This is a genomic window from Treponema sp. UBA6852 (assembly GCA_002449305.1).
GTDB lineage: Bacteria > Spirochaetota > Spirochaetia > Treponematales > Treponemataceae > Treponema_D.
Genome location: DKDI01000002.1, coordinates 1 through 14,532, shown reverse-complemented (window position 1 = coordinate 14,532; position 14,532 = coordinate 1). Strand labels below are relative to the sequence as shown.

The 14,532-nt window shown below is 38.5% G+C and carries 16 protein-coding genes; 9 read left to right on the top strand and 7 right to left on the bottom strand.

What is annotated here, in order from left to right:
- Positions 1 to 277 precede the first annotated feature (277 nt).
- The 8 genes from B3209_RS00210 to B3209_RS00175 all read left to right on the top strand — a co-directional run bounded on the left by B3209_RS00210 (position 278) and on the right by B3209_RS00175 (position 5,714).
- A complete protein-coding gene (locus B3209_RS00210) occupies positions 278 to 1,387 on the top strand; it encodes a ribonuclease III domain-containing protein (RefSeq protein WP_295800120.1) in 1,110 nt (369 codons plus the stop codon).
- Positions 1,387 to 2,256, top strand: a complete 870-nt coding sequence (locus tag B3209_RS00205; RefSeq protein WP_296664568.1) for a competence protein CoiA family protein — start codon at positions 1,387 to 1,389, stop codon at positions 2,254 to 2,256. The genes B3209_RS00210 and B3209_RS00205 overlap by 1 nt, the downstream gene beginning before the upstream one ends.
- A gap of 2 nt (positions 2,257 to 2,258) precedes the next feature.
- Positions 2,259 to 2,864, top strand: coding sequence for a hypothetical protein (locus B3209_RS00200; protein ID WP_296664570.1), 606 nt, complete (start codon positions 2,259 to 2,261; stop codon positions 2,862 to 2,864).
- Positions 2,865 to 2,949: 85 nt separating this feature from the next.
- Positions 2,950 to 3,330: a PEGA domain-containing protein gene (locus B3209_RS00195; protein WP_296664572.1), complete on the top strand. Its 381-nt coding sequence runs from the start codon at positions 2,950 to 2,952 to the stop codon at positions 3,328 to 3,330.
- A complete protein-coding gene (locus B3209_RS00190) occupies positions 3,323 to 3,697 on the top strand; it encodes a hypothetical protein (protein ID WP_296664574.1) in 375 nt (124 codons plus the stop codon). The genes B3209_RS00195 and B3209_RS00190 overlap by 8 nt, the downstream gene beginning before the upstream one ends.
- A 260-nt stretch (positions 3,698 to 3,957) precedes the next feature.
- The gene (locus B3209_RS00185) at positions 3,958 to 4,761 is read left to right on the top strand and encodes a PDZ domain-containing protein (RefSeq protein WP_296664576.1); all 804 of its coding nucleotides are present in this window, start codon (positions 3,958 to 3,960) and stop codon (positions 4,759 to 4,761) included.
- A gap of 17 nt (positions 4,762 to 4,778) precedes the next feature.
- The gene (locus B3209_RS00180) at positions 4,779 to 5,156 is read left to right on the top strand and encodes a hypothetical protein (protein ID WP_296664578.1); all 378 of its coding nucleotides are present in this window, start codon (positions 4,779 to 4,781) and stop codon (positions 5,154 to 5,156) included.
- Positions 5,157 to 5,228: 72 nt separating this feature from the next.
- Positions 5,229 to 5,714 carry a hypothetical protein gene (locus B3209_RS00175; RefSeq protein WP_296664580.1) on the top strand — a complete coding sequence of 162 codons (486 nt, stop codon included), beginning with the start codon at positions 5,229 to 5,231 and terminating at the stop codon, positions 5,712 to 5,714.
- Positions 5,715 to 5,818: 104 nt separating this feature from the next.
- Here B3209_RS00175 and B3209_RS00170 read toward each other — a convergent pair whose 3' ends face one another.
- From B3209_RS00170 to groL, 4 genes are all read right to left on the bottom strand, one after another.
- Positions 5,819 to 6,262: a hypothetical protein gene (locus tag B3209_RS00170; RefSeq protein ID WP_296689268.1), complete on the bottom strand. Its 444-nt coding sequence runs from the start codon at positions 6,260 to 6,262 to the stop codon at positions 5,819 to 5,821.
- Entirely contained in the window at positions 6,240 to 6,722 is a 483-nt protein-coding gene (locus B3209_RS00165; RefSeq protein WP_296664584.1) for a DUF3990 domain-containing protein, read from the bottom strand. The genes B3209_RS00170 and B3209_RS00165 overlap by 23 nt, the downstream gene beginning before the upstream one ends.
- Entirely contained in the window at positions 6,715 to 8,460 is a 1,746-nt protein-coding gene (locus tag B3209_RS00160) for an AMP-dependent synthetase/ligase (RefSeq protein WP_296664586.1), read from the bottom strand. The genes B3209_RS00165 and B3209_RS00160 overlap by 8 nt, the downstream gene beginning before the upstream one ends.
- Positions 8,461 to 8,594: 134 nt before the next feature.
- Positions 8,595 to 10,229, bottom strand: a complete 1,635-nt coding sequence (groL, locus tag B3209_RS00155; RefSeq protein ID WP_296029856.1) for a chaperonin GroEL — start codon at positions 10,227 to 10,229, stop codon at positions 8,595 to 8,597.
- Positions 10,230 to 10,838: 609 nt separating this feature from the next.
- On the opposite strand from groL, the gene pflB reads away from it, so the two are divergent.
- Positions 10,839 to 13,136, top strand: coding sequence for a formate C-acetyltransferase (gene pflB / locus B3209_RS00150; RefSeq protein ID WP_294015583.1), 2,298 nt, complete (start codon positions 10,839 to 10,841; stop codon positions 13,134 to 13,136).
- Positions 13,137 to 13,264: 128 nt separating this feature from the next.
- On the opposite strand, the gene B3209_RS00145 is transcribed toward pflB, so the two are convergent.
- Genes B3209_RS00145 through B3209_RS00140 form a run of 3 tightly spaced genes read right to left on the bottom strand, consistent with a single transcriptional unit; the run spans position 13,265 to position 14,396 of the window.
- A complete protein-coding gene (locus tag B3209_RS00145) occupies positions 13,265 to 14,020 on the bottom strand; it encodes an exodeoxyribonuclease III (protein WP_296664589.1) in 756 nt (251 codons plus the stop codon).
- A gap of 15 nt (positions 14,021 to 14,035) precedes the next feature.
- Positions 14,036 to 14,134 (bottom strand): DUF7723 family protein, encoded by a 99-nt coding sequence (locus tag B3209_RS11765; RefSeq protein WP_422664291.1) that lies wholly within the window; start codon positions 14,132 to 14,134, stop codon positions 14,036 to 14,038.
- Positions 14,124 to 14,396 (bottom strand): DUF7724 family protein, encoded by a 273-nt coding sequence (locus B3209_RS00140; protein ID WP_296664592.1) that lies wholly within the window; start codon positions 14,394 to 14,396, stop codon positions 14,124 to 14,126. Before B3209_RS00140 ends, B3209_RS11765 begins: the two co-directional genes overlap by 11 nt.
- Positions 14,397 to 14,532: the final 136 nt, after the last annotated feature.

Genomic DNA, 14,532 nt, shown 5'->3' with positions numbered 1-14,532 from the left:
CAAAACTCGACATTCGGGCTATATTGTTATTTTATGCATTTTCTCCTTGACAATTTCCATTTTTCTCATAGAATGAAAACTATAGGCACAAGCAAAACAGAAAATAATTTTTCTAAAATCAGTTTGGTTGTCATGTCTTGATGCAAGTTGAGCGTAGCAAACAGATTCTTCTTAGTTCTCTTATTTCCAGTTTTCTTAAATCCTAATCATTCAGACATTTTTATTTTCTCATGCATACAGGATTATTGTGCCTAAATTTATTTTTAGGGGCATTTTTATGAACAGACTGGACATTGACTTTGTCCAAACTAGCATAAACTATCAGTTTAAAAATTTGAAGCTGCTTGAACAGGCTTTTACGCGCAGATCTTATTCGGAGGAGCATCCGGAAGTTCAGAACAACGAGGTTCTTGAATTCTACGGAGATGAAATTCTTGATTTTTTTGTTACGAAGATGATGTACAAAAGATTTTCAAGAATTCTCAACAATGAGCTTGTCTCAGAAAAAAACGAGGGCGAGCTTACAAAACTGAAATCGATTCTTGTGAGCAAAGAAAGTCTTGCGCGCTGTATGTATAACATTGGGTTTTCAAAGTTTCTCTATCTTGGAAAAAGTGACGAAAAAAATGAGGTGTACAAGAGCAAATCCGTGAACGAAGATTTATTCGAGGCGATAATCGGGGCGGTTGCCGCTGACTGCAACTGGAACTATGAACAGCTTGAAAAAGTCTGCCGGACAATGCTTGATATGGAAACTGCAAACGGCTATCTGACTTTGTTTGTAAAGGAAAAATCCAATAGGCTTGGATTCGGAGAACCCTGCTATTATCCTCGTGCGTGGCAGACAGACAATTCTGAAGATATGCTGCCGGACAATCTTTTTAATGCAGGAATTGGATTTGGAGGCTTTGGAAGCACATCAAAAAATCCTAAAACAGGGAAGCATGAATATGGAATTCAAATCGGAGAAAATAAATTCACAGGAACTGGCGACGGAATCGCTCAGGCAAAACTTGATGCGGAAAAAAAAGCCTATCAGTTTCTTATTCAGGAAGAGATAAAACGGCAGTTCAAGAATCTTGACTACACGAATCCGGCAAGCACGCTTCATGAGCTTTTCCAGAAAAAAATTATTATGGAAGTGCGCTACGAATTCAACGAATACCACGATGAAAACGGAAATCCAATCTGGAACTGCAAGGCGATTCTTGAAGGCTACGGAACATTTGAAGCCGACAACGCGTCAAAAAAACAGGTAAAGCAGGAAGTCTCATTGAAACTCCTGAAATCCATATCGGAAACAAAAATCGAGCAGACCGAAAAATGGGAAATTCCGACGTTTTATAGCGGAATGATGAAAATCTGGCACGATGAGGGGAAAATATAATGAACAAAAACTATATCCTGATGGCTGTGAATAAATCTGGAAAAAATGTATATATCGATGAAGTTCCGAACGGAAAAAACTGCGGTTGCTTTTGCAAAGAATGTGGCGGCGAGCTTGTTGCAAGGCACGGAGAAAAAAAAATTCATCACTTTGCACACGCAAGCGGAAACGACAGCATAAACTGCTCTCAGACTGCACTTCATATTCTTGCAAAAGAAATTGTCGCAGAAGAAGGGAGAGTGCCTATTCCAAGAAGTGGAAAAATTGAATTTCATTCTGCAGATAAAGTTGAACTTGAAAAATCTTTAGGCGATATAATTCCAGATGCTTTTGCTATTGTAAAAGGTAGACCTTTCATGGTGGAAATTCTTGTAAGCCATGCGGTTGACGAGAAAAAACTCAATAAAATCAAGGAACATAGAATTTCTTGCATTGAAATAGATTTGTCAGGCAAAACATTCGAATCAAAAGAAGAAGTTAGAGCCGCATTAAAAAATCCTTGCAATATGAAAATTGTTTATGATGATGACAGTCGCATGATTCAAGAAAGAAAAGAAATTCTTTTGAATTACGGATTAAAGCTAAAAATTTGCCGTGGCGGAATTGTTTTTTGCCCAAAATTACGTAGTTATGTTCCGACTTACTTTTGTGAGGATTGTGTTTTTGGTTGCAAAGAAAGTAATGACTTTATGCGATGTGGAATTGTTTTGCCGCTTGTGTTAAAACCGAATTTTAGGGAAGTATTTAATATTATTCTGAAAAGTAATAATGTTATGTTTGATGATGAAGCCCAAAGATACAATGATAGTCATTTTGGTTGGAAAGCAACAGAGGCTGTTCAAAGAGCATATATTATGAGGAGATTTTAAATATGAGAAAACTATTTTCAATTTTTACATTTCTGCTTATCTGTTCATTTTCTGTTTTTGCAGGTCCGTTCGGGCTGGATATGGGAATGACGATTGAAGACGTTACAAAAGCCTGCGGCGGAAACGAGCCGGAATATATTTCTGATGACAGATATTACATTCAGCCAGTAAAATCACATCCGCTTTTTGAAGGCTACGTTGTCTGGATTAGCGAAACAGAAGGTTTGTACTATATAAAAGGAATAAGCCGCGAAATTCGGACAAACGATTACGGAACAGAAGTTAAACAGGAATTTGCAAAACTTCTTTCTCCGCTTGAACGCAAATATGGAAAGTTCGAGATAGTTGATGAGATTGTTTCAGATGATGTGCTTCCATATAAATTAAAACAAGATAGCTGGATGTTAACAATTGCGGAAGGCTCAAGAATTTGCGAGGCTCATTGGTCTACTGATGAAGAAAAGTTTGAGAAATTCGATGGATTGATAACAATTTCTATAGGAGTAAAAACAGAAGCAACATATATTACAAGCAAGGCATACATCTGGATTGAATACGGTTTTGAAAATGCAATTGAAGGTTTTAATGCCTTGGATGATGTGTTGTAAAAAACAATTTAAACTCATTTTTCTTCTTGACAAAGTGCCGGGGGGGGTACACTGTCTTTAACTTTATTGAATTAAGGAGTAAAAAATGAAGTTTAAGAATTTTTTTGTAAGCTTTATTTCAGGCTTAACATTAGTTGTTATGTGTTCATCTTGTGTTTCATCAACAAGGGTTAATTTTAATACCGATGTTGACGGTGCAACAGTCTATATAGATGGAGAAGAAATAGGAACAACTCCAGCTCGGATAAAATTAAGTAATGCTGTATGGGAAAATCCAGATGTTGTAATAAAAAAAGATGGATATAAAGATTTGTATACAGAATTAAATAAAGAAGTCAAAGGTGTTAATTTAGTATGTGGTCTATTGCTTTGGTGGCCTTCTTTGCTGTGGGTTTATGGCCCAAAGAAAAATCAAAATTATATGTTGTCTCCTGTTCCTGTAATTCAAAATACTGTAAATGAATAAAGTTTTTATATTGCTGTTTTTCTTATTTCCTTTTTTTTTGTTCTCTTGCAATAAGTCTAATTCTATATATGGAAAATGGGAAGACAGTAATAGAATTCTTGAATTCAGTGAGTATGGAGATTTTACTCTTGAGTTTAAGAATTCAAATTTAGTAAAAGGTTTTCGTGGTAAAGCATTAAAAAAGAAAAATATAATTGTTCTGTTCTTTGAAGAATTTAAGAATTTTAATAATGAATGGCTTTATACAGACGGAACTGATTTAGAAAATTATAAAGAAATATTATTCATTTCTTTTGAAAAAGAAAAACTTGTTACTCAGATAAAATCAACCAATAAAAAATTTATATATAAAAAAGTTATTGAGTAATCCAATCCTCTGAAATTAAAAATGCGTTGCAAATAATAACTTTTGTTAGATTTTCCAAATGCCAGAATTGCTTTTTCAGTTATATTTCAGAAGATAAAGAATCTCTTTTGTGCATGGGAAATATAAGTCAAAGGGAAGCTATTCCAGATTGGTTTGTACAAGCAAATGTCAATGAAAACCGAATTATGACTAACGAAGAGATTCAGTTAAGACTTAATGAATTCAAAAAAATGTGATATTATTATTCAAGGAGATTAAAAATGAAAAAAACAATATTTGTAGATTTAATTTTTTTGCTTAATGTAATGCTGTTGATTAGTTGTGCCTCAACAACTAGTGTTGCTAAGTTTTACACAGAACTGCAACCAATAGAATCTGTTCCTGAAGAGTGTAGGCTTGCTGAAAATGAAACACCAAAAGTTTTTTGTTCAGATGATATTCAGTCGGATTTGTATTTTATGCGTTCAAACTATTTTCAGGTTATAGGATATTCTGCTTGGAATGGTCCTGATGAAAATGGAGCAGGGGGAGAAGATTGCTTACAGAATGAAATCACTTATTTTTGCAAACAAAAAGGCGCAAGAGTTGCAATTTATAGTAAAAAATATACAGATACAAGAAATGGAATTTATTCTGTACCATTAATAAATAATCATTATTATACTGATTCTAATGGATATATGCATTCTTATAATACAACATCATATATTACAAATTCATATTCTGTTAATCGTTATAATTATGATGTTTATTTCTTTGTTCCTTATAATCAGTCTTATATAAAAGTTTCTAAAATAGGAATTGAATTTAGAAATCTTGATTCAGCAGATAGAATAAAGCTTCAAAGAAATACAGGTATATGTGTGGATGTTGTATATGAAAACTCCCCGGCTTTTTTCGCTAATCTTTCAAGAGGTGATGTGATTATTGAAATCAACGGCGAAAATATTCTTAATGTTGATACCTATCGTTCTGTTACTTCAAAATTGTCTGCAGATGATTCTGTGGAAATAAAATATATCCGTAACGGAAAAGAAGAAAAATCTGTGTTTAAGATTTTTTAGACTTAAGGAAATTAAAAATGAAAAAACTGATTTCACTTTTTACTTTGCTGTTTGTTTGCTTTGTATTATTTTCTTGTGCAAGCGGAACGGCTTTTGTTACTGGCAAAAAGAGGTCTTCTGTAAATCCTGACAGGATTTCTATATATACAGAACCTCCAGAAGATTATGAAGTAATTGGAATTGTAACTGCTTCCAGTGATTCCGGTTTTACCGACCAAGGAAGTTTGAATTATGCAATTGCGGAGTTGAAAAAACAGGCTGGAAAAATTGGTGCCAATGGAATTATTTTGGAAACCATTTCAAAATCAAATTCAGGAGGCTCATTTGTCGGCAATGTCTTTGTTGCTGATTCTGCGCAGAATGTTACTGGCAAAGCGATTTATGTTCTAAGATAAAGTATTTCTCTTAATTTTGATAATTTGTTATCCTGATGTTACAATATCCGTACTTTATTAGAAGGAGTAAATATGAAGTTATCAAGAAAATCAACAGTCGTATTGGTTTTGCTCATGGTTGCCGCCTCTGCTTGTTTTGGTCAGAAATGGAAAAACATTGTAAAAGGACTTGGAGACAGAGTGGGCGGAAACAACAATTCGCAGCAGTCAGCAGAATCAACTGAAAAAGAAGAAATGCCTAACTTGCCTGGTTTTAATATGAATATGGATACAGGTCCACGTAATATAAAAAACTATAAATCAAAAAGACCAGCCAAGATTCCAAATGAACCTTATCTTCAGGAGATGGCGAAAAAAAATGATAACGCTGAAAAAGCTCTAAAAAAAGAAAATTATAAAAGAGCGTATGAGCTTTTTAACACACCTATTAAAGCTAAAGCCACAGAAAAAATATATGATGATTATGACGGCTACATGGCGATGATGGACTGGGAAAGAGATCTTTCAAGTTGGGTTAATACCTTTTATGAAGATCCAAATTATCAGGGAGAAAAATAATCTCATTTAGCTTTTTCATAAAAATCTAAAAAACAAATGCCGTGCAGGAAAGCGCATTTAAATGCAAAATCTGGCACGGCTTTTTTGTTTATAAAAGCTATAGTTTATTCTAGCAGTCTTCCTGCCTTGTAGGATTCTTCAAGATAGCTTGGATTCTGATAGTAAAGGTCTGTGTTAAAGTTTGAAATTTGGTCGCTTATAAACGAATTGAACACTTTGATTAAAGTTTCTTCTTCTGTTCCTGGAGCGGCAAGGTCTTCTATCATTATACAGTAAAGCTTTCCTATGTCCTGAAATTCAGGCAACGTGTACTTGCAGTTTTTTACAGTTTCAAAGTCGCCATCTGGAATTTTGTAATCCCGGATTATTTCATCGCTTACTTGCTCAAACGAGAGGCAGTGATTTACAGGCGCGGCATAGAGTTGCTTGTGAACGCCTTTTTTTCCAAGCGCATTAACAACAATTCCGCGGCGGTTCTTTGTTTTTCTAGCAATAAATTCAATCAGCGCGCAAACATAAAAAAAATCATTCCTCTGTTCTTCGGTCATATACAATCTCGCTTTTTTGGAAATTAAGGCAATTTAATGCTGACAATGTATGGAAGCTTATTTGGTGTGTAGGCTGCTTGAATTCTGCAAGCACCCAAAACTGTTTTTTTGTAATTGTGCCTTTAATAAAATCGTTAACATAATTCCAAACTGTGTCGTTTGCCATCGGTCCTTCTACAATATCGTAATTGTGAGTTTTTCCGCTTCGGCAGTGGGCGATAAACTCAAGCCATTCATCATTCATTTCGGTGAATTTTAAAATCGAAAGGGATTCATCAGGCGTGTAATCAAAAAAATTGATGACAGGCTTTTCATTGTTTCTGTTTGCCCAGCGGACGGCTTGTTTCCAGTTATTTGTGCAATAGAATCCCCAGGAAAAATCTTTTGTGTATAAACTTTTCCGGATTTCCGGGAACTGCACAATTTCTCTGCTTGCATGATATAAGGTGCTTTTATTCATTGCCAGATATTTTTCCTCGTTTTACTTTTTGGGTGGTGGTCATTTCGAGGGGATGCTCTAGCATTGTGATTTTTGAGATGCGGGCGTAAGGCTGAAGCTCCTTGTTTACTTTTGAAATTATTTTTTCAACTTCTGATTTTACTGATTCGTCTAGCGGAGAGGATTCTCTGTTTATATTCAGTTTTGAAAAAAGGTCGTCGCTGGCATAGACAAGCGCTTCGATTTGCTCGCTTTTTGTTGCTTTGTCTGCGATGTAGCCACGCACTGTGATTTGCGCTATGTCTGTAAAAAGCTGGAAGGCATTTTCAATTTCTTCCGGGTAAACGTTTTTGCCGCCTTCTGTAACAATCATGTTTTTTACGCGTCCTGCAAGAATAAGGTAGCCTTCGCTGTCTAGTTTTCCAAGGTCGCCGGTTTTAAAGAATCCGTCTGGAGTAAAGACTTTTGCGGTTTCTTCTTCCATATTATAGTAGCCTTTAAAAACCATAGGGCCTTTTACTGCTACTTCTCCGATTCCATCTGCTGAAGGCTCAAGGATTTTCATTTCCATGTACGGAAAGAAATACTGGCCGACACTTTCAATTTTAAAGCGGCTTATCGGGTTCAATGCGATAATCGGGCTTGTTTCTGTAAGTCCGTAGCCTTGCACAAAGTCGATTCCCATTTCGTTGTAGATTTTAAATACACTTGAAGCAAGTGGTCCGCCGCCGCAAATTGCAATTCTTAGCGACTGAATATTTGCCTGTTTCAGCACGCTTTTAAAAAGCGTCTTGCCGGGATTTACTTTGAAAACTTTTTTTATTACGTAGGAAATCCACATCATGGCATGAATTGCGCCGTTTACTAAAGGACCTTTTGCCTTGATTCCTTTCATGATTCCTGCAAGCAGCTTATTGAACAAAAGCGGAACTCCGAGCAGCATTGTGATTTGTCCTTCGCGAAGTTCTTTCATAAGTCTGGAAACAGCCATGCTTTTTCCGAATACAATTTCAGCTCCTACAGAAAGGCTTTCTATGAAAACCGCCTGCATTGTGTAAGCGTGATGAATCGGAAGTAGCGCGTAAAAGACATCGGTTGAAAAAATGTCCATGCGGGTTTGCGCGATATATGCGTCGCTTACAAGATTTTTGTGGGTGAGCATTACGCCTTTTGGATTTCCTGTTGTTCCGCTTGTAAAAAGAATTGCCGCAAGGTCATCTTCTTTTGCGCTGTGGAAATCATGTTCAGTTGAATTTGGTTTTAATGTATAAACGTATTTTTCTGAAAACTTTGGACTGAGCGAATAAACTTTGTGCTCAGCATTTTTCGTGTCAAACGCTGGAAATTTTTCTTCGTCAACAAAAAAGTATTTTGGCTTGGCTGTGTTCAAAAGATTTTTGATTTCTTCTTCGTGTAGAGCGTAATCCATAGGGCAGATTGTAGCTCCAGCGGCAAGAGATGCAAGGAACACGAGTCCCCATTGAGGGGAATTTTTTCCGCTTACCGCAATTCTGTCACCTTTTTGGATTCCATTTTCTATGAACCAGGAAGCAAGCTCTTTGACTTTTTGTTCTACCTGTGAATATGAAAGTGTGTTTTTTGAGCCGCCTTCGCCTTCAAAATCTGTAAAGCAAGATTTTTTTGGAAATCGTTTTGCTGTTATAAAAAACATTTCGGGAACTGTGGGCCATTCCCCTGAAAAGTCGCTGTCTTTGTATTTGCTTAAAAAATCCCAAGGTGTCTTTGTGGCTGTCTGCATAGTCCGTTCTCCAAAAATAAGAGTAATTTACAATAATACATTCTATCACGAAATCTGTTTTATTTAAAACAAAAAACGGCCGCAACCGTTATTGGTCGCAGCCGCATTTTTAGCTTTAAAGTTTGGAATTGCTATTAGTACATTCCGCCCATTCCATCCATGCCCGCCTGTGGAGCAGCTGGTGCTGGAGGTTCAGGAATATCTGTGATAGCGCATTCTGTTGTGAGCAGCATTCCAGCTACAGAAGCAGCGTTCTGGAGAGCGCATCTTGTAACCTTTGCCGGGTCAATGATTCCAGCTTCCATCATGTCTACCCATTCGCCTGTAGCGGCATTGTAGCCAACACCTTTCTTTTCTGCCTTTGCTTTGTCAGCGATTACAGCTCCGTCTACACCTGCGTTTTCTGCAATCTGGCGGATAGGCTCTTCCAATGCTCTTTTTATAATCTGGAAACCAACTTTTTCGTCTCCAGTAAGATTTTCTTTTTCTGCATCAAGAACTTTGCTTGCTTCGATGAGTGCAAGTCCGCCGCCGGAAACAATTCCTTCTTCCAAAGCTGCTCTTGTTGCTGCGAGAGTATCTTCAACACGGAATTTCTTTTCCTTCATTTCTGTTTCTGTGATTGCGCCGATGTTGATTACAGCTACACCGCCAGAAAGTTTTGCAAGGCGTTCCTTGAGCTTTTCCTTGTCGTAGTCAGAAGTTGATTTTTCAATCTGATTCTTGATTTCTGCAACACGGTCAGCGATTGCCTTTTTGTCTCCGGCTCCGTCAACCAAAGTTGTATTGTCTTTGTCGATTTTTACAGATTTAACCTGTCCAAGGTCTGCAAGTTCTGTTGATTCAAGCTTAAGTCCCAAGTCTTTTGTGATTACTTTTCCGCCTGTGAGGATTGCGATGTCCTGAAGCATTTCCTTTCTTCTGTCGCCAAATCCTGGTGCTTTTACAGCGCAGCATTTGAGAGTTCCGCGGATTGAGTTTACAACCAAAGTTGCAAGAGCTTCACCGTCAAGGTCTTCTGAAATGATGATTAAAGGCTTTCCTGTCTGGGCAACTTTTTCAAGAACAGGAAGAAGGTCTTTCATTGTGCTGATTTTTTCATCATAAATGAGAACGTAAGCATCGTTGTAGTTTACTTCCATGCGCTCGCGGTCATTTACAAAGTAAGAAGAAATATATCCGCGGTCGAACTGCATTCCTTCTACAGTTTTTACAGTTGTGTCCATGTTCTTGGATTCTTCAACTGTGATAACGCCGTCTTTTCCGACTTTTTCAATTGCATCTGCAAGGATTTTACCAATTTCCGGGTCGTTGTTTGCAGAAATTGTAGCTACATGAGTAATGTCTTCGTTGCCTTTTACTGCGCGGCTGTTCTTTTTTACTTCCTCAACTGCGATTGCTGTTGCCTTGTCTATTCCGCGTTTAATTTCAATTGGTGTCATTCCAGCTGAAACTGCTTTGAGTCCTTCGCGGACAATTGCATAGGCAAGAACTGTTGCTGTTGTTGTTCCGTCTCCTGCTACATCGTTTGTCTTTGAGGAAACTTCGCGTACAAGCTGAGCTCCCATGTTTTCAAATGGATCTTTAAGCTCGATTTCTTTTGCAACTGAAACACCGTCTTTTGTAATTGTTGGTGCGCCGTATTTCTTGTCAAGCATAACCAAGCGTCCGCAAGGTCCTAATGTTACTTTTACTGCGCGGGCAATCTGTTCAACTCCGCTCAGCATTTTTTTGCGTGCATCTTCACTGTAAACTAACTGTTTAGCCATGATTCTAACTCCTATTTTTATTGACTGCCTTGAAAAATCTAAAGACAGTTTAAAAATTTTATTTTATTGTAAATAAAGATACTAAAAATTATGAAAATCGACAATATTTTTTGCCAAAACTTTTATTATTTTGTTTATTCGCCATTTATATAGAAGAAACTTAATTTTTTAACTAAAATGTCGAGTTTTGCAGCTGAATTCGCGAATTGACGCGCTTTTTCTGATAGCTTATTTAGCCTGAAATTCGAGTTTTATGATTTAATGTCATTATCGGGCTTGACCCGATAATCTATTACACTTTTTTTTGCAAGATTGCTAACCGAGTTTGCTATGCAAACATCGCGGTGTCAAGCACGGCAATGGCACTAAATTGTTGTTCTTATCAAAACTTGAAATTTAAACTTTTTAGAATTATTGCTTGTTTTTAGGGAAATCTTTGAAAATCACTTGATATTTTTTATAATTGTATTATAATCATAATTGTAATAATTACAAATTAATTTATTGGAAACTGGAACTGCATTTTTTAGCAATTGCATAAAAAAAAGCAATGGTCTATAATGCTTCCAGTTATTATAGTTGAATTTTTCAATGCAAAGAGGTTTTGAAATGAACATGAGAGCTGAATGGGAAGGTTTTAACCCAAAAGGTTTGTGGACAAGCGAAGTCAATGTTCGCGATTTTATTCAGGCTAACTATACTCAGTATAGCGGCGATGAGTCATTCTTGGCTGGTCCTACAGCTGCCACAAGCAAGTTGTTTGATGAGCTCCAGAAGTTGCAGAAAGCTGAGCATAATAAGAAGTGCGTTGGTCTTGACGGAAAGGAAAGATCAGGCGTTCTTGATTTGGATACAGATGTTGTTACTAGCCTTACATCACATCAGGCTGGATATATCTGCCCGGAAGGAAAAGATCTTGAGCAGGTTGTAGGTCTTCAAACAGACAAGCCTCTTAAAAGAGCATTTATGCCTTACGGCGGAATCAGAATGGCAGAGCAGTGCCTTGAAATGTACGGCTACAAGCCAAATCCTGAGCTCCACAGAGTTTTCACAGAATATCACAAGACTCACTCAGACGCTGTATTTGAAGTTTATACTCCAGAAATCAGAAAAGCTCGCAAGGCCCACATTCTTACTGGTTTGCCTGATACTTATGGACGCGGACGCATTGTAGGAGACTACCGCCGTGTTGCTCTTTATGGTATTGATTATCTTATTCAGTGCAAGGAGCAGGACAAGGCTAACTGCGGAAACGGCACAATGACAGATGATGTTATCCGCCTCCGTGAAGAAATTTCTGAGCAGATTAAGGCTCTCAAGGGAATCAAGGCGATGGCTGCGATTTACGGATATGACATTTCAAATCCTGCAAAGAACGCAAAAGAAGCTTTCCAGTGGCTTTACTTTGGCTACCTTGCCGCAATTAAGACACAGAACGGTGCTGCAATGTCTGTAGGACGCATTTCTACATTCCTTGACTGCTATATTGAGCGCGATTTGAAGAAAGGAATCCTTACAGAAGAAAAAGCACAAGAACTTGTTGACCACATTGTTATGAAGTTCCGCATGGTTCGCTTTGCACGTATTGAATCGTATAACCAGCTTTTCTCTGGCGACCCGATTTGGGCTACATTGGAAGTTGCAGGTCTTGGTCAGGACGGACGCGATATGGTTACAAAGAACGACTACCGCTTCCTCCACACATTGGAAAACATGGGACCAAGCCCAGAGCCAAACATGACAGTTCTCTATTCAAAGAGACTTCCTGAAAACTTCCGTCGCTATGCCGCAAAGATTTCTATCGACACATCTTCAATTCAGTATGAAAACGATGATGTAATGCGCCCAATCTGGGGAGACGACTACTCAATCTGCTGCTGTGTTTCTGCAACTCAGACAGGAAAAGAAATGCAGTTCTTTGGTGCGCGCGCAAACCTTGCAAAAGCCCTTCTTTACGCAATCAACGGCGGAAAGGACGAGCCTGCAGGTCTTACACCGGGAGTTCAGGTTGGTCCAGAATTTGCCCCAATCACTTCTGATTATCTTGATTATGATGAAGTTATGCGTAAGTACGATGCTATGCTTGAATGGCTTGCAAGTCTTTATGTAAACACATTGAACGCAATCCATTATATGCACGACAAGTACTACTATGAGGCTGCAGAACTTTCTCTTGAAGACACATATCTTAAGAGAACATTTGCAACTGGAATCGCAGGATTTAGCCACGTAGTTGATTCTCTTTCTGCAATCAAGTATGCAAAGGTAAAAGTAATCCGTGATGAAAGCGGACTTGCGAAGGACTTTGAAATTGAAGGCGACTTCCCACGCTACGGACAGGATGATGACCGCGCGGACGAAATTGCAACATGGCTTCTTAAAACTTTCATGTCAAAGATTGAAAAGAACCACACATACCGCGATGCTGAACCTACAACTTCTATCCTTACAATTACTTCAAACGTTGTATACGGAAAGGCAACTGGCGCACTTCCAGACGGACGCAAAGCAGGCGAGCCGTTCTCTCCTGGAGCTAACCCTTCTTACGGAGCAGAAACAAAAGGTCTTATCAAGTCTTTGAACTCTGTTGCAAAAGTTCCTTACAAATATGCTTTGGACGGAATTTCAAATACACAGACAATCAACCCGAACGCTCTTGGACACGACGAGAACGAGCGCATCTCTAACCTTGTAAACGTTTTGGACGGATACTTTGATCAGGGAGCGCACCACTTGAACGTTAACGTGTTTGGAGTTGAAAAGCTCAAGGACTGCCAGGCTCACCCTGACAAGCCAGAATATGCAAACTTCACAGTCCGTGTTTCTGGATATGCAGTTCGCTTTATCAACCTTACAAAGGAACAGCAGGACGATGTTATTGCCCGCACTTGCCACGCAAGCCTCTAATGCTGACTTTTAAGACTGCATAAAAACGGCCGCTTTTGGTTTTTCCAAAGGCGGCTTTTTTGTTTTTTTTCATTTTCTTTAAGGAAGAATTGCTTTTCTTGAATTAGGAACATTCCAAACTGTATTTTCTAAAATTTCATATTCAGCTCAACAGGGCAGTGGTCGCTTCCCATTATTTCCGTGTGGATTTTCGCGCCGGTCATCTTGTCCTTTATGCTGTCGGAAACAAGAAAATAGTCGATTCGCCAGCCTGTGTTCTTTTCGCGGGCGTGGAATCTGTACGACCACCAGCTGTAGACTTCGGCGGTGTCGGGGTAGAAGTGGCGGAAGCTGTCGGTGAATCCTGATGAAAGCAGCTCTGTCATTTTTCCGCGCTCCTCGTCCGTGAATCCGGCATTGTGCCGGTTTGTCTTTGGATTTTTGATGTCGATCTCCTCGTGGGCGACGTTCATGTCTCCGCAGACAATCACGCCTTTTTTTTGCGCTAGCGTTTTAAGGTACGCGCGGAAGTCGTCTTCCCATTTCATTCTGTATTCAAGTCGGCGAAGCTCGTCCTGCGAATTTGGCGTGTAGACCGTAACAAGAAAGAATTTCTCGTATTCAAGAGTGATTACGCGCCCCTCCGTGTCGTGTTCGGCAATTCCGATTCCGTAGCTTGCACAAATCGGCTCGTGCTTTGCAAAAATCGCGGTTCCTGAATATCCTTTTTTTTCGGCGTAGTTCCAGAACTGATGATAGCCCGGAAGCTCCATCTGAATCTGCCCGGTCTGGAGCTTTGTCTCTTGCAGGCAGAAAAAGTCCGCGTTGAGCGAGGCGAACGCCTCCATAAAATTTTTCCCCATCACGGCTCGAAGTCCGTTCACATTCCACGAAATGAATTTCATATTTTGTTTCCTTATTTAGTTTTTGTAGAATCCGTTTTCACATTTTGAGAATGCATATCCGCAGATGATTACTTCCGCGTTCTCTGCCAGTTCCTTGATTTTTTCAGTATTCAATTTTCACTTCCTTTATTGGCTCTAGAAATTCTTTTTCATTAAAATGCAAATCTTTCAGAATTGGAATAAGGTCGATGTATTCTTCTGTTAGACCGAGATTTTTGTAGTCCGCGGTTAAAACCAGATAGCCTGAATCACATTTTTTGACTTCTGTGTATTTTTTTAGCGCGGCTGAGGTTCTGAATCTTATGCTGTGGTTCTTAAAAGTGAATGACGTGTATTTTCCGCAGCTGCTCAGAACCGCATAATTTTGCGTTTCCATATACTCATCATACTACATCGTTTTTTTTCAGTCTATAAATGGAGAGAGAGTGGAAAAAATGGGTTAATGTGGAAAAAAATTAACAAAAATTTATAAAAGTACTTGACAAATCCTGGGGGGGGGTACAATAGAGACT

Bases quoted from the DNA above. Each gene is read 5' to 3' on its own strand.
- B3209_RS00210 (WP_295800120.1), top strand. From the start codon at position 278: ATGAACAGACTGGACATTGACTTTGTCCAAACTAGCATAAACTATCAG.
- B3209_RS00205 (WP_296664568.1), top strand. From the start codon at position 1,387: ATGAACAAAAACTATATCCTGATGGCTGTGAATAAATCTGGAAAAAAT.
- B3209_RS00200 (WP_296664570.1), top strand. From the start codon at position 2,259: ATGAGAAAACTATTTTCAATTTTTACATTTCTGCTTATCTGTTCATTT.
- B3209_RS00195 (WP_296664572.1), top strand. From the start codon at position 2,950: ATGAAGTTTAAGAATTTTTTTGTAAGCTTTATTTCAGGCTTAACATTA.
- B3209_RS00190 (WP_296664574.1), top strand. From the start codon at position 3,323: ATGAATAAAGTTTTTATATTGCTGTTTTTCTTATTTCCTTTTTTTTTG.
- B3209_RS00185 (WP_296664576.1), top strand. From the start codon at position 3,958: ATGAAAAAAACAATATTTGTAGATTTAATTTTTTTGCTTAATGTAATG.
- B3209_RS00180 (WP_296664578.1), top strand. From the start codon at position 4,779: ATGAAAAAACTGATTTCACTTTTTACTTTGCTGTTTGTTTGCTTTGTA.
- B3209_RS00175 (WP_296664580.1), top strand. From the start codon at position 5,229: ATGAAGTTATCAAGAAAATCAACAGTCGTATTGGTTTTGCTCATGGTT.
- B3209_RS00170 (WP_296689268.1), bottom strand. From the start codon at position 6,262: ATGACCGAAGAACAGAGGAATGATTTTTTTTATGTTTGCGCGCTGATT.
- B3209_RS00165 (WP_296664584.1), bottom strand. From the start codon at position 6,722: ATGAATAAAAGCACCTTATATCATGCAAGCAGAGAAATTGTGCAGTTC.
- B3209_RS00160 (WP_296664586.1), bottom strand. From the start codon at position 8,460: ATGCAGACAGCCACAAAGACACCTTGGGATTTTTTAAGCAAATACAAA.
- groL (WP_296029856.1), bottom strand. From the start codon at position 10,229: ATGGCTAAACAGTTAGTTTACAGTGAAGATGCACGCAAAAAAATGCTG.
- pflB (WP_294015583.1), top strand. From the start codon at position 10,839: ATGAACATGAGAGCTGAATGGGAAGGTTTTAACCCAAAAGGTTTGTGG.
- B3209_RS00145 (WP_296664589.1), bottom strand. From the start codon at position 14,020: ATGAAATTCATTTCGTGGAATGTGAACGGACTTCGAGCCGTGATGGGG.
- B3209_RS00140 (WP_296664592.1), bottom strand. From the start codon at position 14,396: ATGGAAACGCAAAATTATGCGGTTCTGAGCAGCTGCGGAAAATACACG.